12 protein-coding genes are annotated in these 15,818 nt (G+C 50.9%); 10 read left to right on the plus strand and 2 right to left on the minus strand.

Annotated features, from left to right (window positions below; translation table 11 throughout):
- Nucleotides 1-9 precede the first annotated feature (9 nt).
- From OWK27_RS23285 to OWK27_RS23310, 6 genes are all read left to right on the plus strand, one after another.
- Entirely contained in the window at nt 10-4,743 is a 4,734-nt protein-coding gene (locus OWK27_RS23285; protein WP_267591309.1) for a YadA-like family protein, read from the plus strand.
- A gap of 62 nt (nt 4,744-4,805) precedes the next feature.
- Nucleotides 4,806-5,600 carry an OmpA family protein gene (locus OWK27_RS23290; RefSeq protein WP_267591310.1) on the plus strand — a complete coding sequence of 265 codons (795 nt, stop codon included), beginning with the start codon at nt 4,806-4,808 and terminating at the stop codon, nt 5,598-5,600.
- Between the two features lie 13 nt (nt 5,601-5,613).
- Complete coding sequence (locus tag OWK27_RS23295) at nt 5,614-6,474, plus strand: hypothetical protein (RefSeq protein ID WP_267591311.1); 861 nt, start codon at nt 5,614-5,616, stop codon at nt 6,472-6,474.
- 119 nt (nt 6,475-6,593) lie between these two features.
- Nucleotides 6,594-6,941 (plus strand): hypothetical protein, encoded by a 348-nt coding sequence (locus OWK27_RS23300; protein WP_176610813.1) that lies wholly within the window; start codon nt 6,594-6,596, stop codon nt 6,939-6,941.
- Nucleotides 6,934-7,236, plus strand: coding sequence for a hypothetical protein (locus tag OWK27_RS23305; protein WP_267591312.1), 303 nt, complete (start codon nt 6,934-6,936; stop codon nt 7,234-7,236). Before OWK27_RS23300 ends, OWK27_RS23305 begins: the two co-directional genes overlap by 8 nt.
- Before the next feature lie 29 nt (nt 7,237-7,265).
- A complete protein-coding gene (locus OWK27_RS23310) occupies nt 7,266-8,243 on the plus strand; it encodes a DNA-binding protein (RefSeq protein WP_148418671.1) in 978 nt (325 codons plus the stop codon).
- A gap of 103 nt (nt 8,244-8,346) precedes the next feature.
- Here the strand turns inward: OWK27_RS23310 and OWK27_RS23315 are convergent, their stop codons facing one another.
- Nucleotides 8,347-8,889, minus strand: a complete 543-nt coding sequence (locus OWK27_RS23315) for a DUF523 domain-containing protein (RefSeq protein WP_267591313.1) — start codon at nt 8,887-8,889, stop codon at nt 8,347-8,349.
- Between the two features lie 482 nt (nt 8,890-9,371).
- On the opposite strand from OWK27_RS23315, the gene OWK27_RS23320 reads away from it, so the two are divergent.
- From OWK27_RS23320 to OWK27_RS23330, 3 genes are read left to right on the plus strand one after another with little or no spacing between them, the layout of a single operon-like run.
- A complete protein-coding gene (locus OWK27_RS23320) occupies nt 9,372-10,748 on the plus strand; it encodes a glycoside hydrolase family 1 protein (protein ID WP_267591314.1) in 1,377 nt (458 codons plus the stop codon).
- Between the two features lie 51 nt (nt 10,749-10,799).
- Nucleotides 10,800-12,122 (plus strand): PTS sugar transporter subunit IIC, encoded by a 1,323-nt coding sequence (locus tag OWK27_RS23325; RefSeq protein WP_267591315.1) that lies wholly within the window; start codon nt 10,800-10,802, stop codon nt 12,120-12,122.
- Between the two features lie 15 nt (nt 12,123-12,137).
- Complete coding sequence (locus OWK27_RS23330) at nt 12,138-12,854, plus strand: GntR family transcriptional regulator (RefSeq protein ID WP_242174706.1); 717 nt, start codon at nt 12,138-12,140, stop codon at nt 12,852-12,854.
- Nucleotides 12,855-12,896: 42 nt separating this feature from the next.
- Here OWK27_RS23330 and ldtB read toward each other — a convergent pair whose 3' ends face one another.
- The gene (ldtB, locus tag OWK27_RS23335) at nt 12,897-13,817 is read right to left on the minus strand and encodes a L,D-transpeptidase (RefSeq protein WP_193356600.1); all 921 of its coding nucleotides are present in this window, start codon (nt 13,815-13,817) and stop codon (nt 12,897-12,899) included.
- 222 nt (nt 13,818-14,039) lie between these two features.
- On the opposite strand from ldtB, the gene OWK27_RS23340 reads away from it, so the two are divergent.
- A complete protein-coding gene (locus tag OWK27_RS23340; protein ID WP_267591316.1) occupies nt 14,040-15,635 on the plus strand; it encodes an ABC-F family ATPase in 1,596 nt (531 codons plus the stop codon).
- The last annotated feature ends 183 nt before the right edge of the window (nt 15,636-15,818 follow it).

Raw genomic sequence — 15,818 nt, forward strand, 5'->3', positions numbered from 1 at the left:
GGGAAGAAAATGAATAAAATATATAGATTGATATGGGATGCAGATAGGGGAATGTTGATACCTGTCAGTGAACTCACCGTTTCAAAAGGTAAAAGTCACAGCGTTTGTGGGGCTGTGGTTTCCTGTGGGGTTTTTAAGCTTTTTCGATTATCTGCTATTTCATCTGCATTTCTAATGTTATCAGAGTTAGGTGGTATATCTCCCGCTTTTGCAGCTTATACTGCAGACGGTGGTTTACTGTGTACTACAGCTGATGTTACTGCTGGCATTTGCACATTACCAAGCGGTTCAGGGACAATTGCAATAGGTTCAGGATCATTATCTGCCTCTCAATCTACCGTAATAGGTATAAATTCCAAAGCAACCAATGGTGATACCACTGTTGTAGGATGGAGAATAAATTCCAATAGTAATAACTCTACTGTAATTGGTAATGATTTACAGGTGGTTGACAGTAATGACTCTGTAACTATTGGAGCTGGTTGGAATGATGCTGGCAATATTGGGGTAATGGGTAAAAATGGTATCTTCAACAGCCGATTTGCTGCATCTGTTGGATCTGTTAATACCATTCAAAACTCAGAATTCGCTGTGAACTTAGGGGCCCAGTCTCTTATTTCTGGTGCACCAAAGGCAATTGCTATCGGTGGGAATGTAAATGTAACGGCGGCAGGTGCAATTGCACTTGGTTACAATGCAAAAGCTTCTGATATTGATTCTATTGCTATAGGTGTTGGTTCTAAAACCGATGCGATTGTCAAAACCCCAGAAATAGTGATACGTGGGCAATCTTATGCTATGGCAGGGGGTAACCCAACTTCGACTATGAGTATTGGTAATACCGATACCGGCGTGACGCGCACTATTACCAGTCTTGCTGCTGGTCGCGTTAATGCATCCAGTACGGATGCAATAAATGGTTCTCAGCTATATGCTTTCCAGAATGCCATGGATCAGCTTGTATTAGATAATAGCTTCAATTTCCTCGATAACGATGGTGATGGAGTTTCTATTAAAAATGGTGGTTCTTTACAGTTCAAAACACCTAATAACAACATTCAAATCGATGAGAAAGGTGTTACGGATGCTGGGGTACTTGAGGTTGCGTTAAACAATAATCTCGATTTAACCGATAGTGGCAGCATTAAAACTGGCGATTCAATCGTTAACAATGACGGCCTGACCATCGCGAACGGCCCGAGCATCACCACCGGCGGGATTGACGCGGGCGGGAAGGCAATCACCAGTGTGGCCGCAGGCAGCGCCGCCACCGACGCGGTGAACGTCAGCCAGCTGACCGACCAGGGCCGCGACCTGACGGCGAAGGGGCTGAACCTGGCGGGGAACGCTGGCAGAGGCCACCTGAACCTGGGCGACACCCTGAGCGTGCTCGGCGTGGGCAGCACCGCGGGGAGCTACAGCGGGGCCAACCTGAAGACCGGGGTGGATGCGGCGGGGAACCTGAACATCACCCTGGCGGACGCGCCGAAGTTCGGCAACGTCACCATCAACGACGGGGACACTGGTCGTATCAGCGGGGTTGAGGACGGCGTGGACGGCAAGGACGCGGTCAACATGAACCAGCTCGACGACGTGGCCACGGCGGCGAACGCGGGCTGGAATGTGACGGACGCGGCGGGTAACGCGGCCAACATCGGCCCGGCGGGCGAGGTGAAGTTCACCTCGGCGGACGGCAACCTGACGGTGGCCCAGACCGGGGCGGACGACGCGGGCGTGATCAGCCTCACTCTGAACCGCGATCTGGATCTGGACTCGGTGACCGCGGGCAACAGCGTGCTGAACACCGACGGCCTGACCATCGCAAATGGCCCGTCCATCACCACCGGCGGCATCGACGCGGGCGGGAAGGTGATCGGCAACGTGGCGGCGGGCGTGGCGGGCACCGACGCGGTGAACGTCAGCCAGCTGGCCGACCAGGGCCGCGACCTGATAGCGAAGGGGCTGAACCTGGCGGGTAATACCGGGACCGGACACCTGAACCTGGGCGACACCCTGAGCGTGCTGGGCGGGGGCAACACCCCGGGCAGCTACAGCGGGGCCAACCTGAAGACCGATGTTGATGCGGCGGGCAACCTGAATATCACTCTGGCGGACGCGCCGAAGTTCGGCAACGTCACTGTTAACGATAATGGCTCTGGAAAAATTACCGGACTTACAGCAGGTACTGCGGATACAGATGCAGTAAACGTTGGTCAGTTGAACAACGCGGTGATCTCAGCAAGCGCAGGCTGGTTCGTTACCGATGAAAACGGAAATAAAGCAAATATTAGTGGAAATGGAGAAGTTAAATTCTCTTCCACAGATAACAATTTGACGGTTGAACAGAATGGTTCCACAAATGCTGGTGACGTTGAGTTTACTCTGAACCGCGATCTGGATCTGGACTCGGTGACCGCGGGCAACAGCGTGCTGAACACCGACGGCCTGACCATCGCGAACGGCCCGAGCATCACCACCGGCGGCATCGACGCGGGCGGGAAAATAATTGGCAACGTGGCGCCGGGCGTGGCGGGCACCGATGCGGTCAACATGAACCAGCTCGACGACGTGGCCACGGTGGCCAATGCGGGCTGGAACGTGACGGACGCGGCGGGTAACGCGGCGAACATCGGCCCGGCGGGCGAGGTGAAGTTCACCTCGGCGGACGGCAACCTGGACGTGGCCCAGACCGGGGCGGACGACGCGGGCGTGATCAACCTCACCCTGAACCGCGATCTGGACCTGGACTCGGTGACCGCGGGCAACAGCGTGCTGAACACGGACGGGCTGACCATCGCGAACGGCCCGTCCATCACCACCGGCGGGATTGACGCGGGCGGGAAGGTGATCGGCAACGTGGCGCCGGGCGTCGCGGGCACCGACGCGGTAAATGTGGACCAGATGACCAGTCTGAGAAGCGACCTGACGACGAAGGGGCTGAACCTGGCAGGGAACGCCGGCAGCGGCCACCTGAACCTGGGCGACACTATGAATGTGCTGGGTGAGGGCAGCACAGCAGGCAGTTACAGTGGTGGAAATATTCGGACAAACGTTGATAGCTTCGGTCATCTCAATATAGAAATTGCAGACTCGCCGAAATTTGGAAATATCACAATTAACGATGGCAACAGAATAACCGGACTGGCTGATGGGCAGAATTTAGATGATGCCGTTAACTTGGGTCAGCTAAATGAAGTCGCTGCAAGCGCAGGTGGTAGCTGGAATATCCGTGATGCAAATGACCTTGGTTATGCGGCATCTTATGAGGTTAATTCAGGTGATACTGTTACATTTGCTTCAGCAGATGAAAATCCAACAGATCTTTCCGGCAATTTAACAGTGCAACATGAGAACGGTACGGTTACATACGATCTCAATGAAGATCTTATCCTGAGTTCAGTAACGACGGGACAAAGTGTTCTGACTAACGATGGATTGACGGTCGGTCGCAATGTAATGCTTGGAAATACCGGTCTCGTCATTAATGGCGGTCCAAGTATAACAGTGAACGGTATTGATGCGGGAGGTAAAAAAATTACTCATGTTGCAGCTGGTACTGATGCTACAGATGCTGTCAATGTCAGCCAGTTAAAGGATTATGGTGATGTCATTATCAACAACATCTATAACACAGGGATGAAGTATTTCCATACCAATTCGACATTAGCGGATTCTCAAGCTACTGGAACAGACTCTGTGGCTATTGGACCTAATGCCGTTGCGTCTGGTGATAATTCAATTGCAAGTGGCAATGGTGCTATTTCATCAGGCTCAGGCGCGTTAGCAAACGGACATAATGCCGAGGCCACAGGAAATGCTTCAGTATCTATAGGTGAAAATTCAACTTCTAAGGCTGAAAATTCCGTTGCACTGGGTTCTGGTGCTGTTGTGACTGAGAATGGTAAAAACTCAGTGGCGCTGGGGGCTGGCTCTGTTGCTGACCGTGAAAATACGGTTTCCGTTGGCAGTGAGGGGAATGAAAGACAGATTACGAACGTAGCCGCTGGGGAAAAAGAGACAGATGCTGTAAACGTTGGCCAGTTAAATGGCGTCCGTGATGAAATTACTAATATTGGCGGTACGATCACTAATATTAGTGAGGGTAAGGATGGAATGTTCCAGGTAAATAATACCAGTAATAATTCCAGACCTAATCCATCAGGAAAGGATTCACTCGCTGGCGGCGCAGGCGCAAAAGCGTCAGGTAATAACAGTATGTCAGTGGGGACTAATTCTTCTGCATCAGGCGAAAATAGCGTTGCATTAGGTAATGGCTCTTCCTCAAAATCGCAAAACTCAGTTTCATTGGGGGCAAATTCTATCGCCGACCGTGATAACTCTGTTTCTGTAGGTTCCATTGGGGCGGAACGTCAAATTACTAATGTTGCGGCAGGTGAGGCACCTACTGATGCAGTAAATGTATCCCAACTGAATGATGCTGTTGGCACGATTAATCAGAATACGAACAATAAGTTCGGACAGCTGAAAAATATGGTCGAGAAGCAGGGACGTAAAATGAGCGCTGGCGTAGCTGGAGCAATGGCTATGGCTGGTTTACCGCAACCTTATTCGCCGGGTGCAAGTATGGTGGCGATGGGGGGAGGAACATTCCAGGGAGAATCAGCTGTGGCATTAGGTGTTTCTGTTATTTCTGATAACGGAAAATGGGTTACCAAACTGTCGGGTAGCTCAAGCTCCCAGGGTGATTATGGTGTCAACGTAGGCGTCGGTTACCAGTGGTGATCTGATTGTTCTGACCAGGCCGGGTGTCTAACCCGGCTTGGTAAAACTGAGATAAATATATTATGACTAAGAAAAAAAACCTTTTTTCTCATTGGCCGCTTTTGGCTGTTATTCTGGTGGCCGGCTGTACCAGAACATTGAGTGAAGTTAGTGATTCTGGAAAAACGGGATCACCAAAATTTCCTCAAATGATATCCGCTGTTAGGGAGGAAGGTTCTTATGTTTCATTAGAAAATCTGTCGCTTGTAAGAGATAATATGACAAAGGCGCAGATTTACGAACTAATGGGGGCGCCTCATTTTCATGAGGGAGTTTTATTTGTAAAAGAGTGGGATTATATACTCCATTTTAATGCTCCTGGTGGGAGAGTAATGACATGCCAATACAAAATCACTTTTGATGATAAAATGAAAGCTCGTGGTTTTTATTTTAAGCCGGAAGACTGTCTTGCAAAATTAACGCCATCAGCCAAGACAAACAAAGTAGCGCTACATAAGGATTTAAGTGCAGAGTCATTATTCGCATTTGGAAGTGCTAGTCTAAATATAGCTGGCTCGGGTAAAATAGAAGCACTTGCTAAGGAAATATTAGAACTCAATCCTGATTTTAAAAGGCAAAATGTTATTGTTACTGGTTATACAGATCGTTTTGGGGGGGCGGCTGAAAACGAAACATTATCTTATAAAAGAGCAATAGCTGTAAAATTACTACTGGTTAAAAATGGTATTCCTTCTAATGCTGTAAAAGCATATGGAATGGGGGAGAGCAATGCCATTAAATATTGCGCGGGTCCAAAAACACTAGCCGTTGTGGAGTGTCTGGCTCCAAATCGCCGAGTTACTGTTGAACTAAACTAATAAGGGATTATAAATGAGTGAATTCAATAAGATCATGATTGCAGCGGGATTGGGAATCCTCTGCTCATCAAATGTAGTGTTAGCTGCTCCGCAGGAGGCAGCAAAAACGCTATCGATTCCTTCATATAATATTATTGCAGAAACGCTTATTCGTATGACTCCGAGTGTAAATGGGAAGCGAAATGATGTGTTAATGCAGGAGATATGCGCTATTGCTCAGGGAGCAAAAAATAAAGATGACGTTGTTAATTCTTTAAAAGGTGAGAAAGTAGATCGCAGTACTGCCGTGCTTTTAAACAGTGATTTGAGAAGCCAGCAATCGATCTGTACTGCCTGGATGGCTTCAACGCTGTTCGATACAGTTAATACCTCAGCCTGGATGATGCCAGTAAAATCTGAGAGTGTTAAGAAACCGTCAGATTCTGAAAGCTGGAAGTTCTGGAAGAAAAAAGAAGCAGCAGAAGAAACAAAGCAGGAACAACTTCAACTGGATCAGCAACGATTTTTCCGTAGTGCACAGTCTCGTCTCAATATTGCACAAGCTGATGCTGAATTGTTCGGAGTGATTGCTGCAAATATGGAAGTATCGAAGGATATTAGCACTTTTTCTGGCTGGCAGCAAAAAGTCGCCCAAATTGTTACCGAGCACGCACCGTCTTATCTGAATAAGATAAAATTACTTACGTCTGCTTCGAATAATAACCATTTCGTTAGTTTTGTAGTAAAAGATAATTCTTTCGCTGTACTCGATTCTAACGGTTATGAACTATCCCAGGCAGGGAGTGTGCCGTTGTTAAGAGTTAGAGGTGTTGACTGGTTAGGTAATGGTAAGATTTTAGGTAAAGAATATTTTGTAAGTGTGAATATTAAATAATAAAAAATGTGGCATCTCTTAACTTTAAGAGATGCCAGCAAACAGAAAGCTTTCTTATTTAGAGTTATAGCCTTTAAGTAAGGGGCTTTTATAATAAAAAATCTCAAAGGGTTTATTTTGTGTGTGAAATAGAAAAAGTTGCATGCGCAAGCAAAGATGAGTCTTTATACCATATTTTCTCTCAGGTTAGTCCAGAGATCTTCCGTGAATTTTTATTGGAAAGGGAGGCCAGTAAGGTATGTTTATCATGTGGGATAAACAAGTTATATATACCTACCAGAGAAATGGATGGTGGTAAGGGGCATTATGTATGGTATCAGTCAATTAATCATGCATTTGATATTACTCCAGACAATGCAGAATATCTCACTGTTTGCACGCATTGTGGTTACATCAGCCGATATCACAGTATGATTGTTTTTGACTGGATGGCAAAACTGCAGAAAAAGGAGAGTGGGGATGGCTAACGACATAATAATCCAGTGGCAAATGTTATTCCCAGATAATGAGGGCGAAGATTGCTTAAATAACCCTAAGGGTACAGATAATATCAAACGTGACGAAGAATCTTCAGATAAATGTCTGGAGGCTTTCTCTCTGGTCACTGAAGAACTGTTTTACTTGCAACAACTAATTTCTGAGGTAGTGACTAAAAAGGATTTACATGAGTCACTTAAATGCCACAAAAAGAAAGGTACAAAAGTACTGGTTGTATTTTTTATCATTGTTGTGATTTTTGGTCTGGTAGTTAGCATTTTTTAGACTAATGATTAAATTATTGAGAGAGCGCTATGATTGATGCAGAATATGAACCAAAACAAGTTATCGATGCGGGCATTGCATTGCAAAGTGAAGGACGAAACGTTACAGGCTTTGCACTCCGTAATCGAATTGGAGGTGGAAACCCGGGAACATTGAAGCAAGTTTGGGATGAATACCAGACATCACATTCGAGTATAAATGTAAATAGTGGTGACGGTCTCCCCGTAGAAGTAGCTGAGGAAGTTAAAACCGTAGCAGCATCCCTTACTGAACGTATCGTTCATTTGGCAACTGAATTAAACAACAAAGCTGTACGAGCAGCAGAGCGGCGAGTATCAGAAGTCACCCGAGCTGCCGGAGAACAAACGGCACAAGCAGAACGTGAGCTCGCTGATGCTGCGCAGACAGTAGAAGAGCTTGAAGAAAAACTTCGGGAAGCTTTTTCTGAAAATACCTGGCTAGCGCAATCTCTTGAATCTGAGAGACTTTTGTCCCGCCAACGCGGTATGGAAATTAATCAACTAAAAGAAAGAGTTCAGGCTCAGGATCAAACAATACGACAGCGCGAAGAAACCACAGAAAAATTAGTAAACGGCATTCAGGAGTCACTGCGTTCTGTTGAACAAACGCTGCAACAGGAAAGACAATCATATGAAAATAATTTGACTGGGATGCGACTTCGCCTGGACCAGGCTGCAGAGAAAGAGAGACAACTTACTTCAGAATTGAAACGAGCAAGAAATGAACAGGTTACTTTAGCTGCAAAGCTTGAATCGCATGAAAGCATAGCTAAAGAACAAATTCATAAGCTAAATCAAGAATTGGCTCGCTCTCAGGAAAAAGCAAACAAGCTGGAGCTTTCACGTGCTGAAGCTCGTAAAGAGGTTTCAGATGTACGCGAGCAGTTGGCTTTTATACGACGTTCACAGATTGCAGATGATTCCCCTAAAGCCAAAGTCTCATATGAGCAAAAGGCAATGCTGTGGGAAGCTCAAACGAGTAATTAAAATTTTTGATATAAAAGCATGCGTTAATAAACAAATCCCTTTTTATTAACTCGAAAGAACAAGTGAATTTTTCACTTGTTCTTACCTGCTCGATCCTGCGGGCTTACAGATCACACCTATTCTGAACAGAATTGCGCTCTACGTGGTTAACCGCTCGTTCCCGTTCTTGAATCCATATAACAAGCTCCGCAAACTGGGTTTCGGAAAATACCGCAATACCATGATCGGAGAGCAGTGATGCTGCCACTCCCATACCCGATGTAAGCTGGTTGCTGAAAGAACCGTTATAGATAAACTGACTTCCGCACGTTGGGCTACCATCAGTTAACAATGCTGCTGCACATCCTGATTCTCGTGCTGCTCGCAGAGCCAGCCAGGCTGCAAGCTGATAATGAGCAGTTACATCCGCTCCAGTATTTTCAATTATTCTGGCTTGTCCGCACATTACGTCTCTACCATCGGCCGACACAATCTCTGCAGGTGGTCTCGGAACGGGTAGCCCGGCAGCTAGCTCAGGGCAGTGAATCACCAGGCGCTGCTCCTGTTGCCAGAGAGCAAGTTGTTGACTCATCTGCGCTTTCTCTTTTCCGTTATAACGGACTTTAAGCCCCATCAGGCAGGCACTGACCAGAATTTTATTCATCATTTTATTTGAATGTTCAGAAGAGAACGCTAAGGATTGTAACACCTTGCCTTACGATTTTGTATTGCAGGGCTGATACGTGCCGGGTGCCGGTAACTCCACACATCTTCGACCGGTAGCTTTCATGCTACTTGAGCCGACAAAATCTTTTGCCGGGTCAACGGTGGCGAACCGTTAAATAACTTCGACAATTACCGCAATAGCTTGACCCCGCCAATGCACTGGGCTGCTGGAACTGGCTCCAGTCCCATCATGCTGGCGTTAACGCCAGCCGATACCCAGCTCTTAAGCCGTACCCGTGGGATAATGCCCGGCGCGCGTGCGGCGTTTTAGTACATCAGCACCAGTGAGCCGGTCCCGATCGCGGCGAACGCATTTTTATTGCGCCGCTCACAAAAAACGATCCTCCCCTTTGATCGACATTTCATCTTCGCCTATATGACTAGTCATGAGATTTTAAATGACTAGTCATATAGGGAGAGAGCATGAACAAATTGCTGCCGGCCAACTTTTTATGGGGCAATTCGGTATCCAGCATGCAGACGGAAGGGGCCTGGAATGAGGGCGGAAAGGGTATGTCGGTCTACGACATCCGCGAGGCGGGAGAAAACATCTCCGACTGGAAAGTTGCCACGGATTCCTACCACCGGTACCGGGAAGACTTCGACCTGATGCAGGATCTGGGCATGAACTGCTACCGTTTCCAGATTTCCTGGAGCCGGGTCTGTCCGCAGGGCGACGGCGAGTTCAACGAGGAAGGCATCGCCTTTTACGACCGCTTTATCGACGATCTGATCGCCCGCGGTATAGAGCCGATGATCTGCCTTTACCATTTCGATATGCCGCTGGCGCTGGCGCAGGAGTACAACGGCTTTAACGATCGCCGCGTGGTGGAGGCCTTTATCCGCTACGGCAAAAAGATGATCGACTGCTTCGGCGACCGCGTGAAGTACTGGCTGACCTTCAACGAGCAGAACATTTTCCATATGCCGGAAGCCTTCCGCATCTCCGGCTATATGAAAGGGGAGCAAACCCTGCGCGAGCTGTATGAGCTCCAGCACCATGCGATGGTGGCGCACATGTCGCTAACCGACTACCTGCACCAGACAAAGCCGGGCCAGCTGATGGGCGGCATGCTGGCGCACCAGCTGGTTTACCCGGCCACCTGCAAACCGCGCGATATCTTCTGCGCCCTGCAGTTCGACGAATTTCTCAACCAGAACCTGCTGCGCGTCTTTGCCGGTCAGGGCTACAGCCCGGCGGTCATGGCGGTGGTGGAGCAGGAAGGGTTCGGCGATATCTTCCGTGCTGAGGATCTTGCGCTGTTCGCGAGAACCAAAAACGACTTTATGGCCTTCAGCTACTATGCCAGCAAAACGCTCGACAGCGATGCGATCCCGGACGGCACGCCGGTGAACTATTACCTGCTGCACGGCGAGAAAAATAACCCGTACCTTAAAGCCACCGAGTGGAACTGGCAGATCGATCCGCTGGGCTTTCGCACCATCATCACCCGCTACGCCAACGACTGGCGGATGCCGGTGTTCCCGATTGAAAACGGCATCGGGGTGATTGAATCCTGGGACGGCGTAAACCCGATCGACGACACCTACCGCATCGACTATCACCGGGCGCATATCGAGGCCATGAAGGCCGCCATGTTCGAGGATGGTGCTGAAGTTATGGGCTATCTCGGCTGGGGGTTGATCGACATTCTCAGTTCGCAGGGGGACATGCGTAAGCGCTACGGCGTGGTCTACGTCAACCGCGAAAACCATGACCTGAAAGACCTGAAGCGCGTGCCGAAGAAAAGCTACGCGTGGTTAAAACAGGTCATCCATACCAACGGACGCGAGATGTAAGCCGTACGCTGCCGGGCCGTTTTTGTGACTGATTGATGGGAACTCTCCGCTATGTCTGAAACAAAAATCACACCGCACATGCAGTCTTTTGTCGATAAATTTGTAGCGTTCTCGGCGCGCCTGGCAAACCAGGTGCACCTTCGCTCCCTGCGCGACGCCTTCGCCACGGTAATGCCGATTTTCATCCTCGCCGGCCTGGCGGTGCTGGTGAACAACGTGGTCTTCCCGTGGCTTTTTGAAGGCGACACGCTGGTGAGATTTAAGATGTGGGGCGAGGCGATCGTCAACGGCACGCTGAATATCGCCGCGCTGCTGCTGGCACCGATGATTGCCTGGTCGCTGGCGCGCAACAAAGATTTCGACAATCCGGTCTCGGCAGTGGTTATCGCCGTCAGCAGCTTTATCATTATGATGCCGATGCGCGTCCCGCTTACGCCCGTCGGCAGCGACGCCGCGGTAAACGTTACGCAGGTGCTGACCTTCGCCAATATCGGCTCCACCGGCATTTTCGCCGGCGTGCTGATTGGGCTGCTTTCAACCGAGCTGTTTATCGCCATTTCGCGGCTCAGGGTGCTACATATCTCGCTGGGAGAGAACGTGCCGCCGGCGGTCAGCCAGTCCTTCACCGCGCTGATCCCGACAATCCTCACGCTGTCGCTGTTTGCGGTGCTGGCGGCGCTGCTGGCAAACGTGCTGCACACGGATCTGATCCACCTCATTACCACGTTTATTCAGCAGCCGCTGCGGCTGATTAACACCAGCCTGCCGGGAACGATTTTTATCTACAGCTTCGGCAACTTCCTGTTCACGCTCGGCATTCACCAGTCGGTGGTGAACAGCGTGGTGCTGGAGCCGTTTCTGCTGATTAACACCAACGAAAACATGCTGGCCTTTGCCGGTGGTCAGCCGATCCCGCACATCATCAACAGTATCTTCGTTCCAACCTTTGGCATGGTGGGCGGAACGGGCAGTACCATCTCGCTGCTGATTGCTATCTTCATCTTCTCGCGACAGCGGTCGGCGAAGCAGGTGGCGCGGCTGTCGCTGGCGCCGGGCCTGTTTAACATCAACGAGCCGGTGATTTTCGGCCTGCCGATTGTCTTTAACCTGCCGCTGATGATCCCGTTTGTGCTGCTGCCCGCCATCGGCATTTACTTCGCCTGGCTCTGTACCACGCTTGGGCTGATGTCGCGCTGCGTGGTGATGATCCCGTGGACAACCCCGCCGCTCCTCAGCGCCTGGCTGGCGACGGCGGGGGACTGGCGCGCCGTGGTGGTGCAGTTGGCAATCATTGTATTTGGTGTATTCTTCTACCTGCCTTTCCTCAACGTTGCCGAGCGAGTGGCCCTGAAAAACAGCGGGACAGAAAACTAATCATAAGGAAGGACGATGGCGGCGAAGTACATCACCATAGCGCGGGAAATTAAGAAACGGATTATCAGCCAGCAGTACGCCGCCAATGAACCGCTGCCGGACCAGTTTGCGCTGGCGGCGGAGTTCAGCACCAGCCGGATGACCATTCAGCAGGCGATGCGCCAGCTGATCGTTGAAGGGCTGGTGTATACCCGCCAGGGGCAGGGCACGTTTATCCGCAAAAACTTCCTTCAGCTGTCGCAGTGGGATCTCTCCGGCAGCGACTACTTCGGCGCAACCAAAACCTGGGAACATCTGGGCACGGTGAGCAGTCAGGTGGTGCACTTTGAGCTGCGCTTCCCGAACGAGAAAGAGCAGGCGTCGCTGATGATTAACCCGGATACGCCGGTATACGACTTTATCCGTCTGCGCTTGCTGAACGGCGAGCCGATGTCGCTTGATTCCACCGTGATGCCGCTCAGCCTGGTGCCCGGCCTGAATAAAACCCATCTTGAGGGTTCGGTGTTCCGGTATGTTCAGGAGACGCTGGGGCTGAAGATCATGGGGTCGTATCGCGTGGTGCGGGCGCTGAAGCCCAGCGCGCTGGATATGCAGCATCTTGTCTGCGAGCAAACCGATCCGGTGCTGGAGGTGGAGCAGGTGATCTATCTGGAAGATGGCACGCCGCTGGAGTACGCGCACTGTCACTATCGTTACGACCACGGCGGCATCGTTATCGTCAATAACGGATAAAAAAAAGCGGGCATCGAAGCCCGCTTTTTCGTTGTGTCGTTATCAGTTCAAACGCACAGGCATCCCGGAACGGTTCTGAATCGCCTGGTCAACGATGGTTGTTTCCACGTCCGCCTGAGAGGTAACGGACTGCACCGCGCTGGTCAGCTTAATCGGTACGATTTCGTTGTTGTTGATCTGCTCTTCGCTGGTGGACAGCGGGTTGTGCACTTCAATGTAACGGCTGCCGTCAGGCTCTGACGTCGCCTTCACCGGTTCATTGATGAACTGCACGCGCGTGCCGACCGGCACGTTTTCGAACAGGAATTTGATGTCTTCGTTACGCAGACGCACGCAGCCGTGGCTTACGCGCAGGCCGATACCGAAGTTGGCGTTGGTCCCGTGAATCGCATACAGACGGCCAATGTACAGCGCGTACAGGCCCATCGGGTTATCCGGGCCGGCAGGCACAACTGCCGGGAGCGGCTCGCCCGCAGCGATGTACTCGGCGTGCATTTTAGCCGTTGGCGTCCAGGTTGGGCCCGCTTTCTTACGCTCAACTTTGGTGGTCCAGTTCAGCGGGGTATCTTTACCCAGCTGGCCGATACCGATGGGCAGCACGATCACGGTGTTGGTGCCTTTCGGGTAGTAATACAGACGCATTTCGGCGCTGTTAATCACGATACCTTCGTGCACGGTGTCCGGCAGGATCAGCTGCTGTGGAATGTTGAGCACGGTTCCCGCTTTCGGCAGATACGGGTCAACGCCCGGGTTAGCTTCCATCATGTTAGACAGGCCGAGCTGGTACTGCGCCGCAAAGTACTCCAGCGGCTGGGTATTGCCTTCCGGTACCGTCACCACCTGGTTTTCACCCACCAGACGGCTACCGTCTGTAGGCAGGGGATACGTCACCGCAGAAGCGGTCTTACAAAAACCTACTACGGCTAACGCCGCCGCAAAAAGCGTTGTTAATTTCATGTTCATGTTATGCGAGGTATCTAAGCCATTCCGGCGATGAGTTGATAAGACTGAATCTGTAATGGGAGCGCATTATATGTGCATTCCCGCTAACAGTGAATTCAGATGTGTACGAAATCACATTTTTTTCGAATTTGTTAAAGTTTAGTGGATTGCCGCAACACGGGATCTCAATTCGGAATTGTGGCATAATGCCGCGTTTATCACACTTTTCGCAGGAATCTCTCCGTGTTAGTTACCAGCAACGTCACTATGCAGTTTGGCAGTAAGCCGCTGTTCGAAAATATTTCCGTCAAATTTGGCGGCGGCAACCGTTACGGCCTGATTGGTGCCAACGGTAGCGGAAAATCCACCTTTATGAAGATCCTCGGCGGCGATTTAGAGCCGACGCTGGGCAACGTGTCGCTCGATCCGAACGAGCGCATCGGTAAGCTGCGTCAGGATCAGTTCGCCTTCGAAGAGTTCACCGTGCTCGACACCGTGATCATGGGGCACGCGGAGCTGTGGGAAGTGAAGCAGGAGCGCGATCGTATCTACGGTCTCGCCGAAATGAGCGAAGAAGACGGCTATAAAGTGGCCGATCTGGAGACCCAGTACGGCGAGATGGACGGCTACTCCGCGGAAGCGCGTGCGGGTGAACTGCTGCTGGGCGTGGGCATTCCGGTCGAACAGCATTACGGTCCGATGAGCGAAGTCGCGCCAGGCTGGAAGCTGCGCGTGCTGCTGGCCCAGGCGCTGTTCTCTAACCCGGAAATCCTGCTGCTCGACGAACCAACGAACAACCTGGACATCGACACCATCCGCTGGCTGGAGCAGACGCTGAACGATCGCGACAGCACCATGATCATAATCTCGCACGACCGTCACTTCCTGAACATGGTTTGTACCCACATGGCGGATCTGGACTACGGCGAGCTGCGCGTTTACCCGGGCAACTACGACGAATACATGACGGCGGCAACCCAGGCGCGTGAACGTCTGCTGGCCGACAACGCCAAGAAGAAAGCGCAGATTGCCGACCTGCAATCCTTCGTCAGCCGCTTTAGCGCCAACGCCTCTAAATCGCGTCAGGCCACCTCGCGCGCCCGTCAGATCGACAAAATCAAGCTGGAAGAAGTTAAAGCCTCCAGCCGTCAAAACCCGTTCATCCGCTTCGAGCAGGACAAGAAACTGTTCCGTAACGCGCTGGAAGTGGAAGCCCTTACCAAAGGCTTCGATGAGGGTCCGCTGTTTAAAAACTTCAACCTGTTGCTGGAAGTGGGCGAGAAGATTGCCATTCTGGGCGCCAACGGCGTGGGTAAATCCACCATGCTGAAAACCCTGGTCGGCGAACTGCAGCCGGACAACGGTACCGTGAAGTGGTCTGAAAACGCGCAGATTGGTTACTACGCGCAGGACCATGAATACGAATTCGAAAACGACCTCACCGTCTTCGACTGGATGAGCCAGTGGAAGCAGGAAGGCGACGACGAGCAGGCGGTGCGCAGTATTCTGGGGCGCCTGCTGTTTAGCCAGGACGACATCAAGAAGCCTGCTAAAGTGCTCTCCGGTGGAGAGAAGGGCCGTATGCTGTTCGGCAAGCTGATGATGGAAAAACCGAATATTCTGGTGATGGACGAACCGACCAACCACCTGGATATGGAATCTATCGAATCGCTGAACATGGCGCTTGAGATGTATCAGGGCACCCTGATCTTCGTTTCCCACGACCGTGAGTTCGTCAGCTCGCTGGCGACCCGCGTGATTGAAATTACGCCAGAGCGCGTGGTGGACTTCACCGGTAACTACGAAGATTATCTGCGCAGCAAAGGTATCGAGAGTTAAAAAAAACCGGGTGGCGGCTTCGCCTTACCCGGCCTACGTTCTATTCCCTCTCCCCGTGGGCTGAGGGTTCCCCAGAAAAATGAAAAGCACGATGAAGTGTGATCTACTGGTTGCGCTAACAAATCAGAAGAGACCTCATCGTGCCTTTACAGACAGTCTGCCAGAAATTTTTCTCCGCGTCTT

The sequence above is a fragment of the Enterobacter cloacae complex sp. 2022EL-00788 genome (assembly GCF_026627565.1).
Lineage (GTDB): Bacteria > Pseudomonadota > Gammaproteobacteria > Enterobacterales > Enterobacteriaceae > Enterobacter > Enterobacter pasteurii.

Excerpts from the sequence above, each read along its gene's own strand:
- ldtB (WP_193356600.1), bottom strand. The coding sequence starts at position 13,817 with ATGAACATGAAATTAACAACGCTTTTTGCGGCGGCGTTAGCCGTAGTA.
- OWK27_RS23320 (WP_267591314.1), top strand. The coding sequence starts at position 9,372 with ATGAACAAATTGCTGCCGGCCAACTTTTTATGGGGCAATTCGGTATCC.
- OWK27_RS23315 (WP_267591313.1), bottom strand. The coding sequence starts at position 8,889 with ATGATGAATAAAATTCTGGTCAGTGCCTGCCTGATGGGGCTTAAAGTC.
- OWK27_RS23310 (WP_148418671.1), top strand. The coding sequence starts at position 7,266 with ATGATTGATGCAGAATATGAACCAAAACAAGTTATCGATGCGGGCATT.
- OWK27_RS23325 (WP_267591315.1), top strand. The coding sequence starts at position 10,800 with ATGTCTGAAACAAAAATCACACCGCACATGCAGTCTTTTGTCGATAAA.
- OWK27_RS23330 (WP_242174706.1), top strand. The coding sequence starts at position 12,138 with ATGGCGGCGAAGTACATCACCATAGCGCGGGAAATTAAGAAACGGATT.
- OWK27_RS23290 (WP_267591310.1), top strand. The coding sequence starts at position 4,806 with ATGACTAAGAAAAAAAACCTTTTTTCTCATTGGCCGCTTTTGGCTGTT.
- OWK27_RS23305 (WP_267591312.1), top strand. The coding sequence starts at position 6,934 with ATGGCTAACGACATAATAATCCAGTGGCAAATGTTATTCCCAGATAAT.
- OWK27_RS23295 (WP_267591311.1), top strand. The coding sequence starts at position 5,614 with ATGAGTGAATTCAATAAGATCATGATTGCAGCGGGATTGGGAATCCTC.
- OWK27_RS23285 (WP_267591309.1), top strand. The coding sequence starts at position 10 with ATGAATAAAATATATAGATTGATATGGGATGCAGATAGGGGAATGTTG.